Origin of the sequence: Zunongwangia sp. HRR-M8 (assembly GCF_027594405.1) — a bacterium.
Classification (GTDB): Bacteria; Bacteroidota; Bacteroidia; order Flavobacteriales; family Flavobacteriaceae; genus Zunongwangia.
Genome location: NZ_CP115161.1, coordinates 649,185 through 666,611, shown reverse-complemented (window position 1 = coordinate 666,611; position 17,427 = coordinate 649,185). Strand labels below are relative to the sequence as shown.

Sequence of the window (17,427 nt, the reverse complement as noted above, 5' to 3'; positions counted from 1 at the left end):
TACGGACATTCAAATTTTATTTATATAAATTAAAAAAGCTCCCTAACTATCGAATTTCGATATTTAGGGAGCTTTTTATTTTAAGGCTTATCTATTTATTCTGAATCTTCAGCTTCGTCCATCGCACTAAAGGATTTGATGGCTTGATTTGGCTCCATTACATTGTATCCATCCCAAAATTCAGCATTATATTTTTTGAATTTCTTATAATCAAACTGGTTATTTACTTCTACTGAAGCATAAGCCTCTTTATCCATTTCCTCTTCATCATAAATAATCCACTGCCCTTTAGAAACATCACTTGCAACGATATCCATCTCTAGATCTAATTCTTTAAGACGTTTATTCCAATACCATTTTCCTTTTTTCACTAAGATCTTTAAAGGTCGGCTTACCCCAAAAGTATTCCCAGAGCTACGCTCTACATATTTTAGATTGTATTTGTCGTTTTTATCTTTAGCAAAAATCATTTTCCCCTGAAAAACGTCTTTCTTATTACTTACTCCAAATAGTTTGAATTTCTTTAGTGGTTTTACGTTATCATAATCCAAACGGTAAAGTCCAAAATCTTCTGTACTTACAAACATTTTCCCTTTAAAGTCGGCACCGCGTTTTGGTTTAAAATTAATTACATAGGCGATATCATTCCCAATCTGGGTATACCCTTCAACTTCAAATTCATATTTTCTTGATTTCTGAAAAACATCGAATGTAATATCATCCTTCCAAAACATTCCTTTTAGGCTAGCCAAAAGTTTTGACTGAATACCATTCGCTAAATTTTCATAAAGCATAATACTATCTTTCGTCTTTTCTTCGGCAGTTTTTTCTTTAGGTTCTTCCGCTTCCTCCATTTCTTCAAGAAACTCTTCGCTATCCATTTTAAATCCTAACAATCCAGATTTAATTTTCACGTAAGTATCTTCTCCAAGATTATCTTTGATTATTTGCTCCATACGCTCGCCAAGTTCTTCTACTCCCTGCTCGTTCGTTGGATTGTAAAGATTGGCGATTTTAATTACCTGAACTTTTTGATCCTCATAATTCCCGTAAAAATCACCGAGATACTCCATGTAACTATCTACGTAACGCGGAATTTGAGTTAGAGCATTATTCACAAATTTCTGATCGATTTCTGGAATGGTACTTTCTTCCACCTCCATATCCATACGTTTGATATCATTGAAGTAAGAACTTCGATAAAAAAAACGCTTCTTTGCGTAATTAAAATTATAATTAGAATCGATATTCGCTAAAACCTTCTCCAAAATTTCTTCACCGCTTAAGTCTTTATCAGAAAGGAAAACTTCTGTTAACGTAATTGAAGATGGTTTTATAAATAAGGTATCTTTTAATTCTGAAATTAGCATTTCGGTCTCCTCGTATCCTAGAGAAGAAACTTTTATTTTATTATTTTCTGAAATTCCTTCGGGTAGTACAAAAACGCCCTCGTCGTTGGTTAAAACTCCCTTGTTTTCTCCATACTGAATGGTCGCATAAGGAATAATTTCTTTGGTTTGTGCATCTGCAAGTACCGCAGAAATTTCGGTTTGCTGGCTAAAAACAGTTGCGGAAATAAATAAAAGTGCCTGAATAATTAATGTTCGCATTTTGATGATGATTTGGTTAGATGACTCATTTTTAAATAGCTGACTAAAAAAGTATAACTAAACTTTTAGATTTATTAAATATAAAGTAATGGATTTATTTACCTAACGCATAATCATAAATAAATATTATAAAATATCTAACATTGCTTTAGGGCGCACTCTTCAGAATAATTGTAATTTTAGGCAAACGAATGCCTAAAGGTCTAATCTATGCCAATTAATGTTCAGGGAGACAAGGAGTTTGATAAAATAACTTCTATTCAGAATAAAGCACTCCGCATTAATCTTAATGAAAATATTTACGGAACTTTTGCCGAAATCGGTGCCGGACAGGAAACAGTAAGAAACTTTTTTAGAGCGCCAAACCCTTCTGGGACCATTGCAAAAACAATGAGTGCTTATGATAAGGATTTTAGTGATGCTATTTATGGTGCCGAACCTGCCAAACGATATGTTACCGAACCTCGTCTTAAAGCCATGATGGCCTACGAAACCGGTCTTATCGAAAAACGGATATCACGATTAAAACATCCTAATAAACTCTTTTTTAGTTTTGCCAACACGGTTGCGACTATAGATTGGGCAAAAAAATACAAAGGCCATGGGTGGATAGGGATCAGATTTCAAACCAAGCCAAAGGAAGAATACAGTGAAATAATTCTACACGTGCAATTGCACGAAAACAAAGCTGCCCAACAACAAATAAGTCTAGGGATAATGGGCGTTAATCTTATTTATGCAGCCTATTATCATCACGACGATCCCAAAGTTTTACTTAAGCGTTTATACGATCACCTAAGTGCTGATAAAATTGAAGTAGATACGATCAATTTTACAGGTCCTGCATTTAAAGATGTTGATAATAGACTTATGAGTTTGCAATTGGTAAAAAACGGAATGACCGATGCGGTGATGTTCGCTCCATCTGGGAATAATGTTTTACCGGCAAATGTGCTCTACAAAAAAAATATTTTAACGCTGCGCGGAAGTTTTAGACCGGTAACCAAAGTAAACATAAGTATGTACGAGAAGTCGCTGCGTATGTTTATGGAAGATCATGACATACAACGTGCTGCGACAGAAGTTATATTTGAAATTACGCTTTTCAATCTAAAAGGTGAAGGCGACGAAATTGATGAACGAGATTTTCTAAATCGTGCTGACTTGCTTTGTGCTCTTGGCCATACGGTAATGATTTCTAATTTTCAGCAATACTATAAAGTAGTGAATTATTTTGCTCAATTTACCTCAGAGCAAATTGGTCTTACCATGGGAGTTACTACTTTACAGGATATTTTTGATAATAAATATTATACTAATTTGAGTGGTGGAATTTTAGAAGCTTTTGGTTCTCTATTTGCCCGCAATGTAAATATCTATCTCTATCCATCCAGAGATGAGGAAACTGCCGAAATATACACTACTAAAAACCTGAGAGTAAACAATAACACCAGAGGTTTATATAATTTCTTTAAGCAGAATGATCGTATTATCAACATTACAGATTACGATGAGGAAACTTTGGATATCAATTCCAGAAAAGTACATGAGATGATTACTGAAGAAAAATCGGGTTGGGAAGATATGCTACCAGAAAAAGTAACCGATTTGATTAAAACTCAGCAAATGTTTAGAAAGAAAAATTAGTGGCTAAAATTAAAAAATCCCGGAAAGACCGGGATTTTTTAATTGACTTTATAGGTTTCTAATTTTGATAGAAAGACTCAGCTGGCCAGCTATCATTAGAATAATCTACATCTGGCAAAATTTTATCTGGATCTATTTCGATACTTTTTGGAGCTTTATCTGTATCCACTAAGTGACTCCAACTATCGCCACGTTGCCATATTTCTATAGGAAGTGTTAGCATTTCTGAAGATCCATCCTGATAAGTAATTTTCATTTTTACAGGCATAGGCACTTCACCTTTATTAGCAACAGTAATAATAAAACCTTTGCCGTTTCTATTTTGTTTTACGCCTTCTATAGCAAGATCGATATTACCCGTTCCGTAGAACCAGCTTCCGAAGAACCAAGATAAATTCTCCCCGGCTACATTCTCCATGTGATTAAAGAAATCTTTAGGCTGCGGATGCTTAAAAGCCCAGGTTTTAATATACGATTTAAACGCGTTATCAAATCTTTCGTGACCTAAGATATATTCTCTAAGCATTAATAGACCTATACCTGGTTTATAATATGCCGTCATTCCAAGATTTCTTAAGTTAGTAACGTCTGGATATGTATCAATACCTTCTCTAGTTTCAGATTTAAACCACCCGGTAAGATTTCTAGTTTTGTCTAAACTTGCAGGATATTCACCAAAATCTTTGGTACTGTAATAGTTTATAAAGGTATTAAAACCTTCATCCATCCAAGCATATCTTCTTTCATTAGACCCCACAATCATAGGAAACCAGTTATGTCCAAATTCGTGGTCTGTAACACCCCATAGTGAAGCGCCCTTACTTTTCCATCCACAAAAATTAAGACCAGGATATTCCATCCCGCCAATTTCAGCAGCTACATTCGTTGCAACTGGCCAAGGAAATTCATACCATTTATTAGAATAATGCTCTATAGACTGCTTACTATATTCTGTAGATCTTCCCCAGGCATCATTGCCTGCACTTTCTTTTGGATAAACCGACTGAGCTAAAATATCTTTTCCGCTTGGCAAATCAATTTTGGCAGCATCCCATATAAATGCTTTAGATGATGCAAAAGCAATATCATGAGAGTTTTCCATTTTAAAATGCCAGGTAAGCGTTCCATCCTGCTTTGCTCTTAGCGAAGCGTCATTAATCTCATCTTCACCAATAATGGTTACGGTCTCATCACTCTTTCGTGCTTTATCTAATCGATCTCTTAATTTTGAAGAAAGGACTTTTCTTTCGTTCACCAATTCACCAGAACCAACTACGATATGATCCCAGGGAGCGGTAATTTCATAATCAAAATCTCCATATTCAAGATAAAATTCTCCTGCACCAAGATAAGGTTCTACATTCCACCCTTCGATATCATCATACACAGCGGTACGAGGATACCATTGCGCCATTGCGTAAATCGTACCATCTTCTACATCTAATCTTCCCATACGATCCATACCCTTAACTGGTATATTGTAGGTAAAGTTCATAGAAACTGTAGCAGTTCCGCCATTTGCTTTTATTGGCTTATCAAACCAAACCTGCATTCTGGTATCATTAATTAGATGCTTAGAAGAAGTGCTTCTACCTGTTTTAGCTTCCAGATTAGAAATCTCGTAACCTCCATCTACATCTCCATTATAGCGGTTACCGCCTATTGGAGTAGTTAAAGTTCCTCTGGAATTTTCGGTAAAACGATTTTGTTCAAGATACAACCAAATAAAAGGTAATTCGTCTGGACTATTGTTAGTGTAAGAAAGCGTAATTTCTCCGCTTAAGGTATGTGCCTTATCATCTAGCGTTGCCTTTATTTCATAATCTGCTTCGTTTTGCCAATAGTCTGGCCCAGGTACACCTGAAGCTGAACGGTAAGAGTTACCGCTACGATCCATAAATTCATCAAAATCTTGCTGATTGTTCTCTACCGCTTCCTGCGCTTGAGACACAAAGCTAAAAGCTCCTGTAAACGCCAAAGCTAGAACAGCCTTTGAAAAATATTTCATTTTACTAATTTTTATTTAATGACCGCTAATTTAAAGAAAGTATGAAGAAAATATGAGCTAATAGACATGTAAAATCTTTTTAGTAAATCGATTTATCAAATTATAGATATTGGCATTTATTTTTATAGAAAAATACGCAACGATTAGATATCTCTTCTGAATTCGGAAATTCTAATTATTTTATATTCTTAGCACTACGATCGTACATTATAATACTACCGGCTACTGAAACATTGAGGCTTAATGTAGATTTAAATTTCACCAGAAAATGTGATTTTTCAATGGCTTGTTTTGAAAGCCCATGATCCTCTGCTCCCAAAAGATAAACGCATCGGCGGGGATGTTCAAAACTTTCTAAAGGTTCCGCTTTTTCATCTAATTCTACGCCCACAAGCATAGCACCTTTAGGCAAGTGCGCATAAAAATCTTCAAAACTAGCGTAATGAAAATACGGCATAGCACCTACGGCTTTATGGGTATCGCACGCCTGTTTTGCATATCTATTACCAATGGTAAAAATAAAACTAGCTCCCATATTTTGGGCTGAACGCCATAAAACCCCCAAGTTTTCTGGAGTTTTTCCATTTTGAATTCCTATACCAAAAAAACCTTGTTGCAGATTATCCACTTTCATGGCTGCAAGATATTATTTTAGGCTGAAATCTGAAATGGAAACATGTTAGAGATGCCAAGTTTGTAGAATTACTGAACTAACATTTGACAGCTATTTCTGCTAAAATCTGAACAAGATTTGAAGTATTTCAGCTACTTCTTTTTCTCAAAACGAGTAAGAAAATTTTTAATAAGCAATTGCATGCTTCCTAATTCTTCTACCGGAGTATTGAGCACTCTGGATAAGGAAAAGGGAATCCTTTTTGCTTTTGCTTTTAAAGCTTTTCCCGTTTCAGTAATACTGATCTCATCCTCTAATGAATCCAACTGATCATTCTGAAGCGATACAAAGTTTTTTTGCTGAAGTCCTTTTAGAATAGGCATCAAGCTTTCTTTATTTAAATAAAGTTGCCTTCTAATTTGACCAATATTAACCTTATCCTTTTCCCATAACATCAGCATCACCATATATTCAGAGTAACTAAGCTGAAGTTTGGCAAGAACAGGCTGATAAAGACGAGATATGATTCTTGTAGAACCATAAACAGGAAAACACAATTGCTCGTTTAAACTGAGGGTAGATTTAGTTGTCATTTTGCGTTATTTAGGAGTTGTTTTATATCCTTTTCTATTTTTGCGGGTGAAGTTGTTGGAGCATATCTTTTGTAAGGTTCTCCGTTGGGTGCGATTAAGAATTTAGTAAAATTCCACTTAATTCTTTTCCCTAATGTTCCTGGCAAAGACTGCTTTAAGTATTTAAATATAGGATGCGTATTACTTCCGTTAACATCGATCTTCTGTGTTAAATGAAAAGTAACTCCGTGGTTTATTTTACAGGCTTCCTCCATCGATTCGTTGGTCTCTGGTTCCTGTCCTGCAAATTGATTACATGGGAAACCAAGTACTACCAACCCATCTTCTTTATAATCTTGATGTAATTTTTCTAAACCTTCAAATTGTGGCGCCAAACCACACTTGGTTGCTGTATTTACGATCAAAATTGGTTGATTTTTGAAAGCTTCAAGCTGAAGCTTTTTACCATTGGCAGTACTTACTTCAAAGTCATAGATTTTCATAGCAATAACTTTCCCATTTATTTTTCTAAATCAAATTTCTGCATTTCCCCCGTCAATTTACAACAATCCTCATAAATTAATTTTATGAGGATATTATATTTTTCATACTTCAGAATAAAATAAATTGCGACTTCAATTCCGAAGCAAAAATCAGTTCATTTAACTATGCAAAAATCTTTAAATTATTAACTAAAACAAATTGAATGCAACCTGTATCGCGCCATAATCTTGCACAGGATTCCAACTTGCTGTTGCTGAAACCGGGAGCGTAAACTTGTCAAAAACATTTAGATCTCGATTGTAAATCACTCCAATATTGGTAATTCCTGCTTCATCTCCATAAAAATGTGCGTCTTGTGGAGCAAAAGACCAGGATCCACCTACAAGACCTGATAAAGACCAGTCTTTTTCATCTAATATTACATAACTAGCTTCTACATAATTAGAAAATGCATTTCGCAATTGACCATTATCATTTACATAAGTGTCCCTTCCCTGCACTATCGTACTCCATGATAATTTTAAAGGAATTTTTTGAAATTGATATCCTAAAATAACATCTATAAAATGTGAAGTTTCACTACGGTCGTAATCAAAAATCTTAGCATCGGGATAATCGCTGTAATTATTAATATCCCAAATAGCCAAAGACCAACCATTATGCATAAAAGTTATGTAGTAATCAAATTCGGTATAATCGCCATTGAAACCTCTACCGCCCCAAAGTCCTGCTTTAAAGAATCCGTTTTTAGAAGTATAGTTGATATCTGCCGCCGTCATTGGCGCATCGGTAACATGCAAGCCTTTCCAAAGGTGCATGTTTTTAAGCTGAAGATTAAAATGAAATAATTTGGTATCATTTTCAACTTCATCTTCATTTCGCTCCTCTACGATATTTTCATCACTAACCTGAGCAAAAGAAATATTACCTGCCAACAAAAAAGTTAGCAGAAAAATAGCATGTATATTTTTCATAAAATTACTTTCCTAAAATTAAAAATAGAATTGCAGCAATGGCGGCTCCAATGATTGGTCCCACAATTGGAATCCAGGCATACGACCAATTGCTATCGGTTTTGCCTTTTATCGGTAAAAGGGCATGTACAATTCTTGGGCCTAAATCACGCGCTGGATTAATTGCGTAACCTGTAGTTCCTCCAAGAGAAAGGCCAATTCCCCAAACCATAAATGCTACAGGGATAGCCCCAATTGCGCCCAAACCAACTTTAGTTGTTCCTCCAGACTCTGTCTCGAAAGATGCATCTGCAAAATAAAACACGGCGATAACGAGAACGAAGGTTCCCAAAATCTCACTCATTAAATTTCTAAAATTGTTAGGGATTGCTGGATCTGTACAAAAAACGGCTCTCTTTAATCCAGCATCCTCGGTAGCATCAAAATGGTCTTTATACATTACATAAACTAACGAAGAACCAATCATGGCGCCTATAAATTCTCCTGCTAAATAAGTAGGTACATCTGCCCATGGGAAAAGTCCGCCAATGGCCAAGCCTAAAGTAACTGCTGGATTTAAGTGCGCACCACTGTAGGGACCTGCAACCACAACACCGGCAAAAACTGCTAATCCCCATGCGGTAGAAATACTTACCCAACCACCGCCATTACCTTTGGTTCCGTTTAAAATATCATTCGCTACTACTCCGCCCCCCAATAAAATTAGTAATCCTGTGCCTAAAATTTCGGCTATAAAAGGTGTCATAAATGCTATTTTAATTTAAAGTTTTGTCCATTCTTGTAAAGCATTTACTGCTCTATACCATCCATCGATACCCTCTTTCACAGCATCCTGATCTTCGGTAGGATGAAATTCTTTATCAATCTTCCAAATTTCTTCAATTTCTTCCATGCTATCCCAATACCCAACAGCAAGACCTGCTAAATAAGCAGCACCTAAAGCAGTAGTTTCAGTTACTTCTGGACGTACTGTTTCCGTATTCAAAACATCGCTCTGAAATTGCATTAACATATCGTTTACCGATGCTCCTCCATCTACCCGTAATTGCTTGATATCAATCCCGCTATCAGCTTGCATTGCTTTAAGAATATCCATGGTTTGGTAGGCTATAGCTTCCAGGGAAGCTCTTGCAATATGTGCATCTGTAGTTCCTCTGGTAATCCCGAACATTGTTCCTTTGGCTTTTTGGTTCCAGTGAGGTGCTCCTAATCCAGAAAATGCAGGAATAAAATATACACCATCAGTTGTGTCTACAGAGCTTGCAAGCTTCTCTACATCTGCAGATTTCTTAATGACACCTAAACCATCTCGAAGCCACTGTACCACAGCCCCAGCAATAAAAATTGAACCTTCTAAACAGTACTCTGTTTTCCCGTTAATTCTCCAGGCTACAGATGTAAGAAGATTATTTTCTGAAACGATTGGTTCTTCACCAATGTTCATTAACATGAAACATCCAGTTCCGTAGGTATTTTTCACCATTCCTTTTTTGGTACACATTTGTCCAAATAAAGCAGCCATCTGGTCTCCTGCAATTCCTGCAATTGGAATTTTAGATGCAAAAACGGTGGTTTTGGTATGCCCGTATATTTCGCTGGAATCTTTTACTTCTGGCAACATACTTTTAGGAATGTCGAAAATTTCTAAAAGTTCATCATCCCATTCCATCGTATTGATGTTGAAAAACAAGGTACGACAAGCATTAGTTACATCGGTTATATGCAATTCGCCTTTAGTGAAATTCCAGATTAACCAAGTATCTATAGTCCCCATAATAAGATCACCGGCCTCGGCTTTTTCTCTAGCTCCATCGACGTTATCAAGAATCCATTTTACTTTGGTACCCGAAAAATAAGAATCGATCACCAAGCCTGTTTTTTTCTTAATTATTTCAGCAGTGCCATCTTCCTTTAGTTCGTCGCAATAATCTGAAGTTCGCTTGTCTTGCCAAACAATAGCATTATATACCGGATCACCGGTTTTTTTATCCCAAACTACAACGGTTTCGCGTTGATTTGTAATACCAATCCCTGCGATGTTTTTCCCGTTCATTCCGTGTTTGGTGGTAGCTTCAGCAGCTACACCTGCTTGCGTCGACCAAATTTCTCTGGCATCGTGTTCTACCCATCCTGGTTGAGGAAAATGCTGCGTAAATTCTTTTTGCGCAACAGAAACAATTTTACCTTTCTTATCGAAAAGGATTGCGCGAGAACTTGTAGTTCCTTGATCCAATGCTAACATGTACTGATCCATAATCGCTATATAATTTAGCAGAGTTGCATTAGCAATGCAACCCTAAGCCCTCAATATAAACTGCGAGCTGTTTGGTTAATAAATTGGTTAAATTTTATATGGTATAATGATCTGCTATTTCTTTAAAATCTGAAATTTGCTTGTTAATCCACTGCTCATCCTTACCTGTCTCCTTAGCCAATAATTTTGCAACTTCAGGAGCACATTCTATGGCCGCTTTAGCATCCATAAATAACATTCGCACTCTTCTTGCTAAAACATCATCTATTGTTCTTGCCAATTCATGACGTACTGCCCAAACAACTTCAGCCTTTAGAAAATCCAATCTTGGATGAAGTTTTTCACCTAAAGTAGGATCTTCATTAATTAAGTTATGAACTTGTGGCTGATCACTTCCGTAGATATAAAGATGATTAGTTAAATCTGGATTTTCTTTAGCTCCATGAATTTTTAGATCCATAGTCTTACATTCTTTCTTCGGAAGTTTTCCTAATGATATCGCTTTATCTACAGTATCCTGCGCCATTCGCCTAAAGGTGGTCCATTTTCCTCCGGTAATGGTAATTAAACCGGTCTCTGAAACTAAAATTTTATGACTTCTAGAAATCTCTTTTGAGCTTTCTGATCCATCTTTTGGTGCAGCAAGAGGTCTTAATCCAGCATAAATACTTCGAATATCATCCCGGGTAACTTTTTTCTCTAGGTAATTATTGAAAGTTTTCAAAATAAATTCTACTTCCTTATCTAAAGCCTGAGGTTCTAAACAATGCTCTTCTAAAGGAGTATCGGTTGTTCCTACAATAACTTTATCATGCCATGGCACAGCAAATAATACACGGCCATCATCTGTTTTAGGAATCATAATGGCATCTTCTCCTGGTAAGAAAGACTTGTCGAATACCAAATGAACTCCCTGACTTGGTTTTACCATATTACGGGCATTTGGATTAGCCATTTTTAAGATATCGTCTGTAAAAACGCCCGTCGCATTAATTACCGTATCACCTAAAAATTGATGATCTTCACCAGTCTCCATATCTTTCGCCGCAACTCCTTTAATTACTTTATCTTCAATAATCAGATTATTTACTTTAAAATAATTAAGAATCGATGCTCCATGCTCTACACAAGTTTGCGCGACGTTTATCGCTAAACGCGAATCATCAAACTGACCATCTTGGTAAACAACCCCACCTCTTAATTTATCCTGCCGTATAGTTTTTACACGTTTTAGTGTCTCCTCTTTCTTTATATGCTTAGATTTACCTAAACTCAATTTGCCTGCAAGAAAATCGTACGCTTTTAGCCCAATAGTGTAATACATGCCTTCGTACCACCTATAATTAGGAATTACAAAACTTTGATTTTTCACTAAATGTGGAGCATTTTTACTTAATAGACCGCGCTCATATAAGGCTTCTTTAACAAGATCAATATTTCCTTGTGCCAAATATCGCACACCACCGTGAACTAATTTTGTACTACGGCTAGAAGTACCTTTTGCAAAATCTACCTGCTCTAGCAGCAATGTTTTATATCCTCTAGTAACACTATCTAATGCTACACCAAGGCCTGTTGCCCCTCCACCTATTACAATCACATCCCATTTCTCTACATCTTTGGCCGATTCGACAAGTGTATTTCTAGAATATATATTTTTAGCTGCCATAATTATGTAACTTCTAATTTTCAGCTAATTTAAAAAAAATGATTTAAAACGAAATATTTCGAAACAAAAAAATTAGTTAAAGAAAGAAAACGAAAGTGTTAATAATTATCTTTTCAGTCTAAATTCTCGTGAAACTTAAGTTAATTAACTTTAACTTTCATTTTATTTCGTTTATTATTAAATCGTACAGAAAATCGATTTTTATATATTTGCTAGGCTTTATTTATTTTGAATATCATGAAGAGACACCAGTTAATTCTTGAAAAATTACAGCAAGAACAGCACATTGAAGTTTCAGAACTTTGTGAAGAACTGGGTGTATCTGCCGTGACTATACGAAAAGATCTTAAACTGCTTGAAGATAAAGGCCTTTTGCACCGCACCCACGGCGGTGCTTCTTTAGAAAATCCATACATCAATGACCGCCCGGTAAATGAGAAAGAAAAAATTTCTGTCTCTCAAAAAGATGATATTGCTAAAAAAGCTGCAAGCTTAATTAAAGATAACGATTCAATTATGATTGCCTCTGGCACAACTGTGCAGCAACTGGCAAAATCTATTACTAATAAAGGGGCATTAAACGTGATTACCTCTTCTTTAAATGTGGCTTTAGAATTGTTGAATCATCAAAACATTCAGGTAATTCAACTTGGTGGAAATTTGAGGCATAGCTCATCTTCAGTGACCGGCCATTATGCTGAACATATTCTAGATCACATTTCGTGTAACCAACTATTTCTTGGGGTTGATGGTATAGATTTAGAATACGGATGCACTACCACAAGCTTAGAAGAAGCATTACTAAATCAAAAAATGATTGAAGCATCGCAACGCACCATAATCCTGGCAGATTCCTCTAAATTCGGCAAAAAAAGTTTTGGGAGAATTTGCAGTTTAGAGCAGGTAGATCATATTATTACAGATAAAGGTATTTCTACTAGTCTTTCAAAAAAAATAAAAGATCTTGGTATTAAGCTAAGCATCGTTTAAAATCTATTAACTCACTTATTTCCTTAATTACCAAAACCTCAAACATAAGCTTCTTTTTAATTCTCTTTTTGACTTTTCTAATTTTAACTAAACGCTAATATTAATTTAAAAAGTTCAGGATATAGAATTAAAACAGTAATTTAATGCCACGAATGTATAGAGATCTTCTTAAGAAATATGAAGATTTTTCATTTAGATGGCTAACTACCTTCTATAACACTAACCAATTATTTTAAGCTTTTATGAAGCAGAATGTACAGCTATATTCTTTATTTACAGATTTTGACATTTCATTATTTAAGGCAGGAAAACATTATCGAATTTATGAAAAACTTGGATCACATATTTTAGAAATTAATGGTGTTAGAGGAACCTATTTTGCGGTATGGGCACCTACGGCTAAAAGTGTTTCTGTAGTTGGAGATTTTAATTATTGGACAGAGAACGAACATCCTCTATTTGTGCGCTGGGACAGTAGCGGTATTTGGGAAGGATTTATACCAGGAGTTGGGAAAGGCTGTAAATACAAATATAAAATCAATAGTTCAATTGGCAATATTGTAACTGAGAAAGCAGATCCTTATTCCCGTAAAAGCGAACATCCACCGGCTACCGCATCGATAGTTTGGGAGGATGAGTATTCCTGGAAAGATAAAAAATGGCTTACCACCCGTGCAAAAAAAAATGCGCTAGATCAACCAATTTCGGTTTATGAAATTCATCTAGCAAGCTGGAAACGTAAATACGAGGAAAACCGCTCGTTGAGTTATGTAGAAATGGCCGATGAGTTGGTTAATTATGTTAATGATCTAGGTTATACACATGTAGAATTTATGCCGGTTATGGAGTATCCTTACGATCCTTCGTGGGGATATCAGGTAACCGGATATTATGCTCCCACTTCAAGATTTGGCAATCCAGACGAGTTTAAACTTTTAGTAGATGCTTTCCACCGAAAAAATATCGCTGTGATCATGGATTGGGTGCCATCTCATTTTCCTGAAGATAAACATGGTTTAGGTAGATTTGATGGATCACACCTTTACGAACATCCAGATTATAAAAAAGGATATCACCCCGATTGGAAAAGTCTTATATTCAATTATGGACGCAACGAAGTACGCTCTTTCTTAATTAGTAATGCTATTTTCTGGATCGAGCAATATCATATTGACGGTTTAAGAGTTGATGCCGTCGCTTCTATGCTTTATTTGGATTATTCTCGTGAAGAAGGCGGATGGGAGCCTAATATTTTTGGTGGAAATGAGAATCTGGAGGCCATATCATTTCTGAAAGATTTGAATATGGAAATCTATCAGAGTTTTGATGGCGTACAAACTATTGCTGAAGAATCCACAGCGTATCCGGGTGTTTCTAAACCTATTTACCTTGGCGGTTTAGGATTTGGTATGAAATGGATGATGGGCTGGATGCACGACACCTTAGAGTATTTCAAAAAAGATAGTATTTACCGCCAACATCATCAAAACGATATCAGCTTTAGTTTAACCTATGCGTTTACAGAGAATTTCACCCTTCCTTTAAGCCACGATGAAGTGGTTTATGGTAAAAAGTCACTACTTGGTAGAATGCCAGGTGATGAGTGGCAGCGTTTTGCAAACCTCAGGTTAATGCATGCCTACATGTATTCACATCCGGGAAATAAATTATTATTTATGGGTGGTGAAATTGCGCAGTATGGTGAATGGAATTACAATAGCAGTTTAGACTGGAATTTATTGGATTATCCTTTTCATAAAGGAATTCATAGCCTAATAAAAGACCTCAACAAAACCTACAAAAAACACCCTGCACTTTACCAAAAGCAATTTTCCCCTGAGGGTTTTGAATGGATCTCTTACGATGATAATCAAAACTCAATTTTATCCTACTTAAGAAAAGGAAAAGAAGAAAAAGACGATTTAGTGATTGTCTGCAATTTCACACCAAATGTTTTAAATAACTATCGCATAGGTGTTCCCAGATCGGGAAAATTAAAAGAAATTCTAAATACAGACGATTCAAAATACGAAGGTTCTGGTGTAAAAAATAAAATTATAAAAATTGATAATCAGGCATTTCATGGGAGAGATTATTCTGCAGCTTTAACAATACCACCCTTAGCTTCGGTATTTTTTAGTTTCAATTAGCCATCTCAAAATGTTACTTAATAATTAGAATATGATTACAAATACAGAATTAGAAAAGAAAGGAAACCTTTTCCCCTCAAAATTGGTTTCTTATGAGCAAAACGGAGATTCTATTTTGTTTCTTTCAGAAAACGGTGTACATCTTATAGTAACTGTACTACGAGATAGCATGCTTAGATTTAGGTATGCAACCCATGGAGTATTTGAAAATGATTTCTCGTACGCCATAGATAGCGATCATTCTCACGGATATTCAGTATTAGAAATTATCGAAGATGAAACCTCTATTTGGATCGTTACCGAACAGATTAAATGTAGAATTAACAGAAGCGACCTAAAAACGGCCATGTTCGATATCGAAGATGAATTGATTCTTCAGGATGAACTTGGATTTCATTGGGAAGAAAGTTTCGAGTTTGGCGGTAATTATGTAAAAATGAGCAAAAGCACCGTTGAAGGAGAAAATTTTTACGGCTTGGGCGACAAACCAACACACTTCAATCTAAAAGGAAAAAGAATTAGCAACTGGAATACCGATCAATATGCTTTTGGGAGAGATTTACCAGAATTATATAAATCAATTCCATTTTATATAGGTCTTCATCATGCGAAATCCTACGGTATATTTTTCGACAATACTTTTAAAACGCACTTTGATTTTTGCCATGAGCGACGCCACGTTACAAGTTTTTGGGCAGATGGCGGGGAGATGAATTACTACTTTATTTACGGCCCTAAGATTGCTGAAGTTGTTACCAAATACACTAATCTTACCGGGAGACCAGAATTACCACCAATGTGGGCTTTAGGATATCATCAAAGCAAATGGAGTTATTATCCAGAAGCAAAAGTTAAAGAATTAGCAGCTAGTTTTAGAGAAAATAAATTCCCTTGTGATGCGCTTTATCTAGACATTGATTATATGGATGGCTTTAGATGCTTCACCTGGAATAAAGATTATTTTCCAGAGCCTAAACGAATGGTAGAAGAATTAGAAGAAGACGGCTTTAAAACAGTAGCAATCATAGACCCTGGTATAAAAATAGACAATACGTACGAAATTTTTACCGATGGGCTAGAAAAAGACTACTTCTGTAAACGGGCAGACGGTCCTTATATGCGTGGGAAAGTCTGGCCGGGAAATTGTGTTTTTCCAGATTTCACAAATCCAGAGGTTAGAGAATGGTGGGCAGATCATTACAAGACTTTAATTGCCGAAATAGGTGTAAAAGGTGTTTGGAACGACATGAACGAACCAGCGGTTATGGAAGTGCCCGGAAAAACTTTCCCTTTAGATGTTCGTCACGATTACGACGGAAATAGATGCAGCCACCGTAAAGCACATAATATTTATGGGATGCAAATGGCCAGAGCTACCTATGAAGGAGTTAAAAAATATATTTTCCCCAAAAGACCTTTCACAATAACACGCGCCAGCTACTCGGGTGGGCAACGTTATAGTTCTACCTGGACGGGAGATAACGTAGCCACCTGGGAACATTTGTGGTTGGGAAATGTTCAGATTCAACGCTTAGGAATGAGTGGATTTAGTTTTGCGGGTACCGATATTGGTGGGTTTGCAGATCAGCCAACAGGAGAGTTATTTACAAGATGGATTCAGCTTGGTGTTTTTCATCCATTTTGCCGTGTGCACTCTTCTGGAGATCATGGAGAACAAGAACCTTGGTATTTTGGCGAAGAAGTATTGAATATAACCCGTAAATTCGTAGAATTACGATACCAGTTACTTCCCTATTTATATACTGCTTTTTACCAATATTGTGAAGATAATATCCCAATACTTAAGCCATTAGTTTATTTTGACCAAGAGGATATACAAACACATTACCGCTCTGATGAATTTATCTTCGGAAATCATTTTCTAGTATGCCCAATACAAGAACCAAATGTACAGGGAAGAAGAATGTATATTCCCAGAGGACGTTGGTATAACTTCTGGAACGATGCTGTAATCGAAGGCGGAAAAGAACTTTGGGTAGACGCTCCTTTAGATAGCATGCCGATATTTGTAAGAGAAGGTGCCATTGTACCCAAATATCCTGTACAACAATATGTAGATGAAATACAGATTGAAGAACTACGTTTGGACGTCTATTACAAAGAGGGAAAACAAAATTCTATTTATTACGAAGATAATCATGATGGTTACGACTATAAGATGGGTCTTTTTAATCTTAGAACTTTTAAACTTACCGGAAAAGAAAAAGAAATCATTATTCAGCAACACGTTGCCGGCACTTATAAATCGAGTTTAAAAACCATGAAAATCTGTTTACATGGCTTACCATTCGACATCAAATCGGCCAGTGTAAATAATGAAGATGTTACCTTAGAAAGTATAGGTTACAATAAAGCAGAAAATTTTATTGTTTTAAACGAAAACTTTACAGATTTACGCCTGGTAAGCGAATAGAA

Annotated in this window: 13 protein-coding genes; 4 read left to right on the top strand and 9 right to left on the bottom strand. The window is 36.0% G+C overall.

Annotated features, from left to right (window positions below; all coding sequences use genetic code 11):
• Positions 1-95 precede the first annotated feature (95 nt).
• Positions 96-1,610: a carboxypeptidase-like regulatory domain-containing protein gene (locus tag PBT89_RS02930; protein ID WP_270063320.1), complete on the bottom strand. Its 1,515-nt coding sequence runs from the start codon at positions 1,608-1,610 to the stop codon at positions 96-98.
• A 210-nt stretch (positions 1,611-1,820) separates the two neighbouring features.
• Between PBT89_RS02930 and PBT89_RS02925 the strand changes: the two genes are divergently transcribed.
• Positions 1,821-3,257, top strand: a complete 1,437-nt coding sequence (locus PBT89_RS02925) for a TonB-dependent receptor (RefSeq protein ID WP_270063319.1) — start codon at positions 1,821-1,823, stop codon at positions 3,255-3,257.
• 58 nt (positions 3,258-3,315) lie between these two features.
• On the opposite strand, the gene PBT89_RS02920 is transcribed toward PBT89_RS02925, so the two are convergent.
• The 8 genes from PBT89_RS02920 to PBT89_RS02885 form a co-directional block, all read right to left on the bottom strand.
• Positions 3,316-5,265: a M1 family metallopeptidase gene (locus PBT89_RS02920; protein WP_270063318.1), complete on the bottom strand. Its 1,950-nt coding sequence runs from the start codon at positions 5,263-5,265 to the stop codon at positions 3,316-3,318.
• A gap of 175 nt (positions 5,266-5,440) precedes the next feature.
• Complete coding sequence (locus PBT89_RS02915; RefSeq protein ID WP_270063317.1) at positions 5,441-5,899, bottom strand: RNA methyltransferase; 459 nt, start codon at positions 5,897-5,899, stop codon at positions 5,441-5,443.
• A 131-nt stretch (positions 5,900-6,030) separates the two neighbouring features.
• On the bottom strand, positions 6,031-6,471 hold the full coding sequence (locus PBT89_RS02910) for a MarR family winged helix-turn-helix transcriptional regulator (RefSeq protein ID WP_270059247.1): 441 nt from the start codon (positions 6,469-6,471) through the stop codon (positions 6,031-6,033).
• Positions 6,468-6,953, bottom strand: coding sequence for a glutathione peroxidase (locus tag PBT89_RS02905; protein WP_270063316.1), 486 nt, complete (start codon positions 6,951-6,953; stop codon positions 6,468-6,470). Before PBT89_RS02905 ends, PBT89_RS02910 begins: the two co-directional genes overlap by 4 nt.
• Positions 6,954-7,142: 189 nt before the next feature.
• Positions 7,143-7,928, bottom strand: coding sequence for a hypothetical protein (locus PBT89_RS02900; RefSeq protein WP_270059249.1), 786 nt, complete (start codon positions 7,926-7,928; stop codon positions 7,143-7,145).
• Positions 7,929-7,932: 4 nt separating this feature from the next.
• Positions 7,933-8,673 carry an MIP/aquaporin family protein gene (locus tag PBT89_RS02895; RefSeq protein WP_270059250.1) on the bottom strand — a complete coding sequence of 247 codons (741 nt, stop codon included), beginning with the start codon at positions 8,671-8,673 and terminating at the stop codon, positions 7,933-7,935.
• A 15-nt stretch (positions 8,674-8,688) separates the two neighbouring features.
• Complete coding sequence (glpK, locus tag PBT89_RS02890) at positions 8,689-10,182, bottom strand: glycerol kinase GlpK (protein WP_270063315.1); 1,494 nt, start codon at positions 10,180-10,182, stop codon at positions 8,689-8,691.
• Positions 10,183-10,276: 94 nt separating this feature from the next.
• Positions 10,277-11,851 (bottom strand): glycerol-3-phosphate dehydrogenase/oxidase, encoded by a 1,575-nt coding sequence (locus PBT89_RS02885; protein ID WP_270063314.1) that lies wholly within the window; start codon positions 11,849-11,851, stop codon positions 10,277-10,279.
• A gap of 237 nt (positions 11,852-12,088) precedes the next feature.
• On the opposite strand from PBT89_RS02885, the gene PBT89_RS02880 reads away from it, so the two are divergent.
• From PBT89_RS02880 to PBT89_RS02870, 3 genes are all read left to right on the top strand, one after another.
• Positions 12,089-12,841, top strand: a complete 753-nt coding sequence (locus tag PBT89_RS02880) for a DeoR/GlpR family DNA-binding transcription regulator (protein WP_270059253.1) — start codon at positions 12,089-12,091, stop codon at positions 12,839-12,841.
• Between the two features lie 242 nt (positions 12,842-13,083).
• Positions 13,084-14,991: a 1,4-alpha-glucan branching protein GlgB gene (gene glgB / locus PBT89_RS02875; RefSeq protein WP_270063313.1), complete on the top strand. Its 1,908-nt coding sequence runs from the start codon at positions 13,084-13,086 to the stop codon at positions 14,989-14,991.
• A gap of 31 nt (positions 14,992-15,022) precedes the next feature.
• Positions 15,023-17,425, top strand: a complete 2,403-nt coding sequence (locus tag PBT89_RS02870; protein WP_270063312.1) for a glycoside hydrolase family 31 protein — start codon at positions 15,023-15,025, stop codon at positions 17,423-17,425.
• The last annotated feature ends 2 nt before the right edge of the window (positions 17,426-17,427 follow it).

Bases quoted from the DNA above. Each gene is read 5' to 3' on its own strand.
- PBT89_RS02930 (WP_270063320.1), bottom strand. From the start codon at position 1,610: ATGCGAACATTAATTATTCAGGCACTTTTATTTATTTCCGCAACTGTT.
- PBT89_RS02925 (WP_270063319.1), top strand. From the start codon at position 1,821: ATGCCAATTAATGTTCAGGGAGACAAGGAGTTTGATAAAATAACTTCT.
- PBT89_RS02920 (WP_270063318.1), bottom strand. From the start codon at position 5,265: ATGAAATATTTTTCAAAGGCTGTTCTAGCTTTGGCGTTTACAGGAGCT.
- PBT89_RS02915 (WP_270063317.1), bottom strand. From the start codon at position 5,899: ATGAAAGTGGATAATCTGCAACAAGGTTTTTTTGGTATAGGAATTCAA.
- PBT89_RS02910 (WP_270059247.1), bottom strand. From the start codon at position 6,471: ATGACAACTAAATCTACCCTCAGTTTAAACGAGCAATTGTGTTTTCCT.
- PBT89_RS02905 (WP_270063316.1), bottom strand. From the start codon at position 6,953: ATGAAAATCTATGACTTTGAAGTAAGTACTGCCAATGGTAAAAAGCTT.
- PBT89_RS02900 (WP_270059249.1), bottom strand. From the start codon at position 7,928: ATGAAAAATATACATGCTATTTTTCTGCTAACTTTTTTGTTGGCAGGT.
- PBT89_RS02895 (WP_270059250.1), bottom strand. From the start codon at position 8,673: ATGACACCTTTTATAGCCGAAATTTTAGGCACAGGATTACTAATTTTA.
- glpK (WP_270063315.1), bottom strand. From the start codon at position 10,182: ATGGATCAGTACATGTTAGCATTGGATCAAGGAACTACAAGTTCTCGC.
- PBT89_RS02885 (WP_270063314.1), bottom strand. From the start codon at position 11,851: ATGGCAGCTAAAAATATATATTCTAGAAATACACTTGTCGAATCGGCC.
- PBT89_RS02880 (WP_270059253.1), top strand. From the start codon at position 12,089: ATGAAGAGACACCAGTTAATTCTTGAAAAATTACAGCAAGAACAGCAC.
- glgB (WP_270063313.1), top strand. From the start codon at position 13,084: ATGAAGCAGAATGTACAGCTATATTCTTTATTTACAGATTTTGACATT.
- PBT89_RS02870 (WP_270063312.1), top strand. From the start codon at position 15,023: ATGATTACAAATACAGAATTAGAAAAGAAAGGAAACCTTTTCCCCTCA.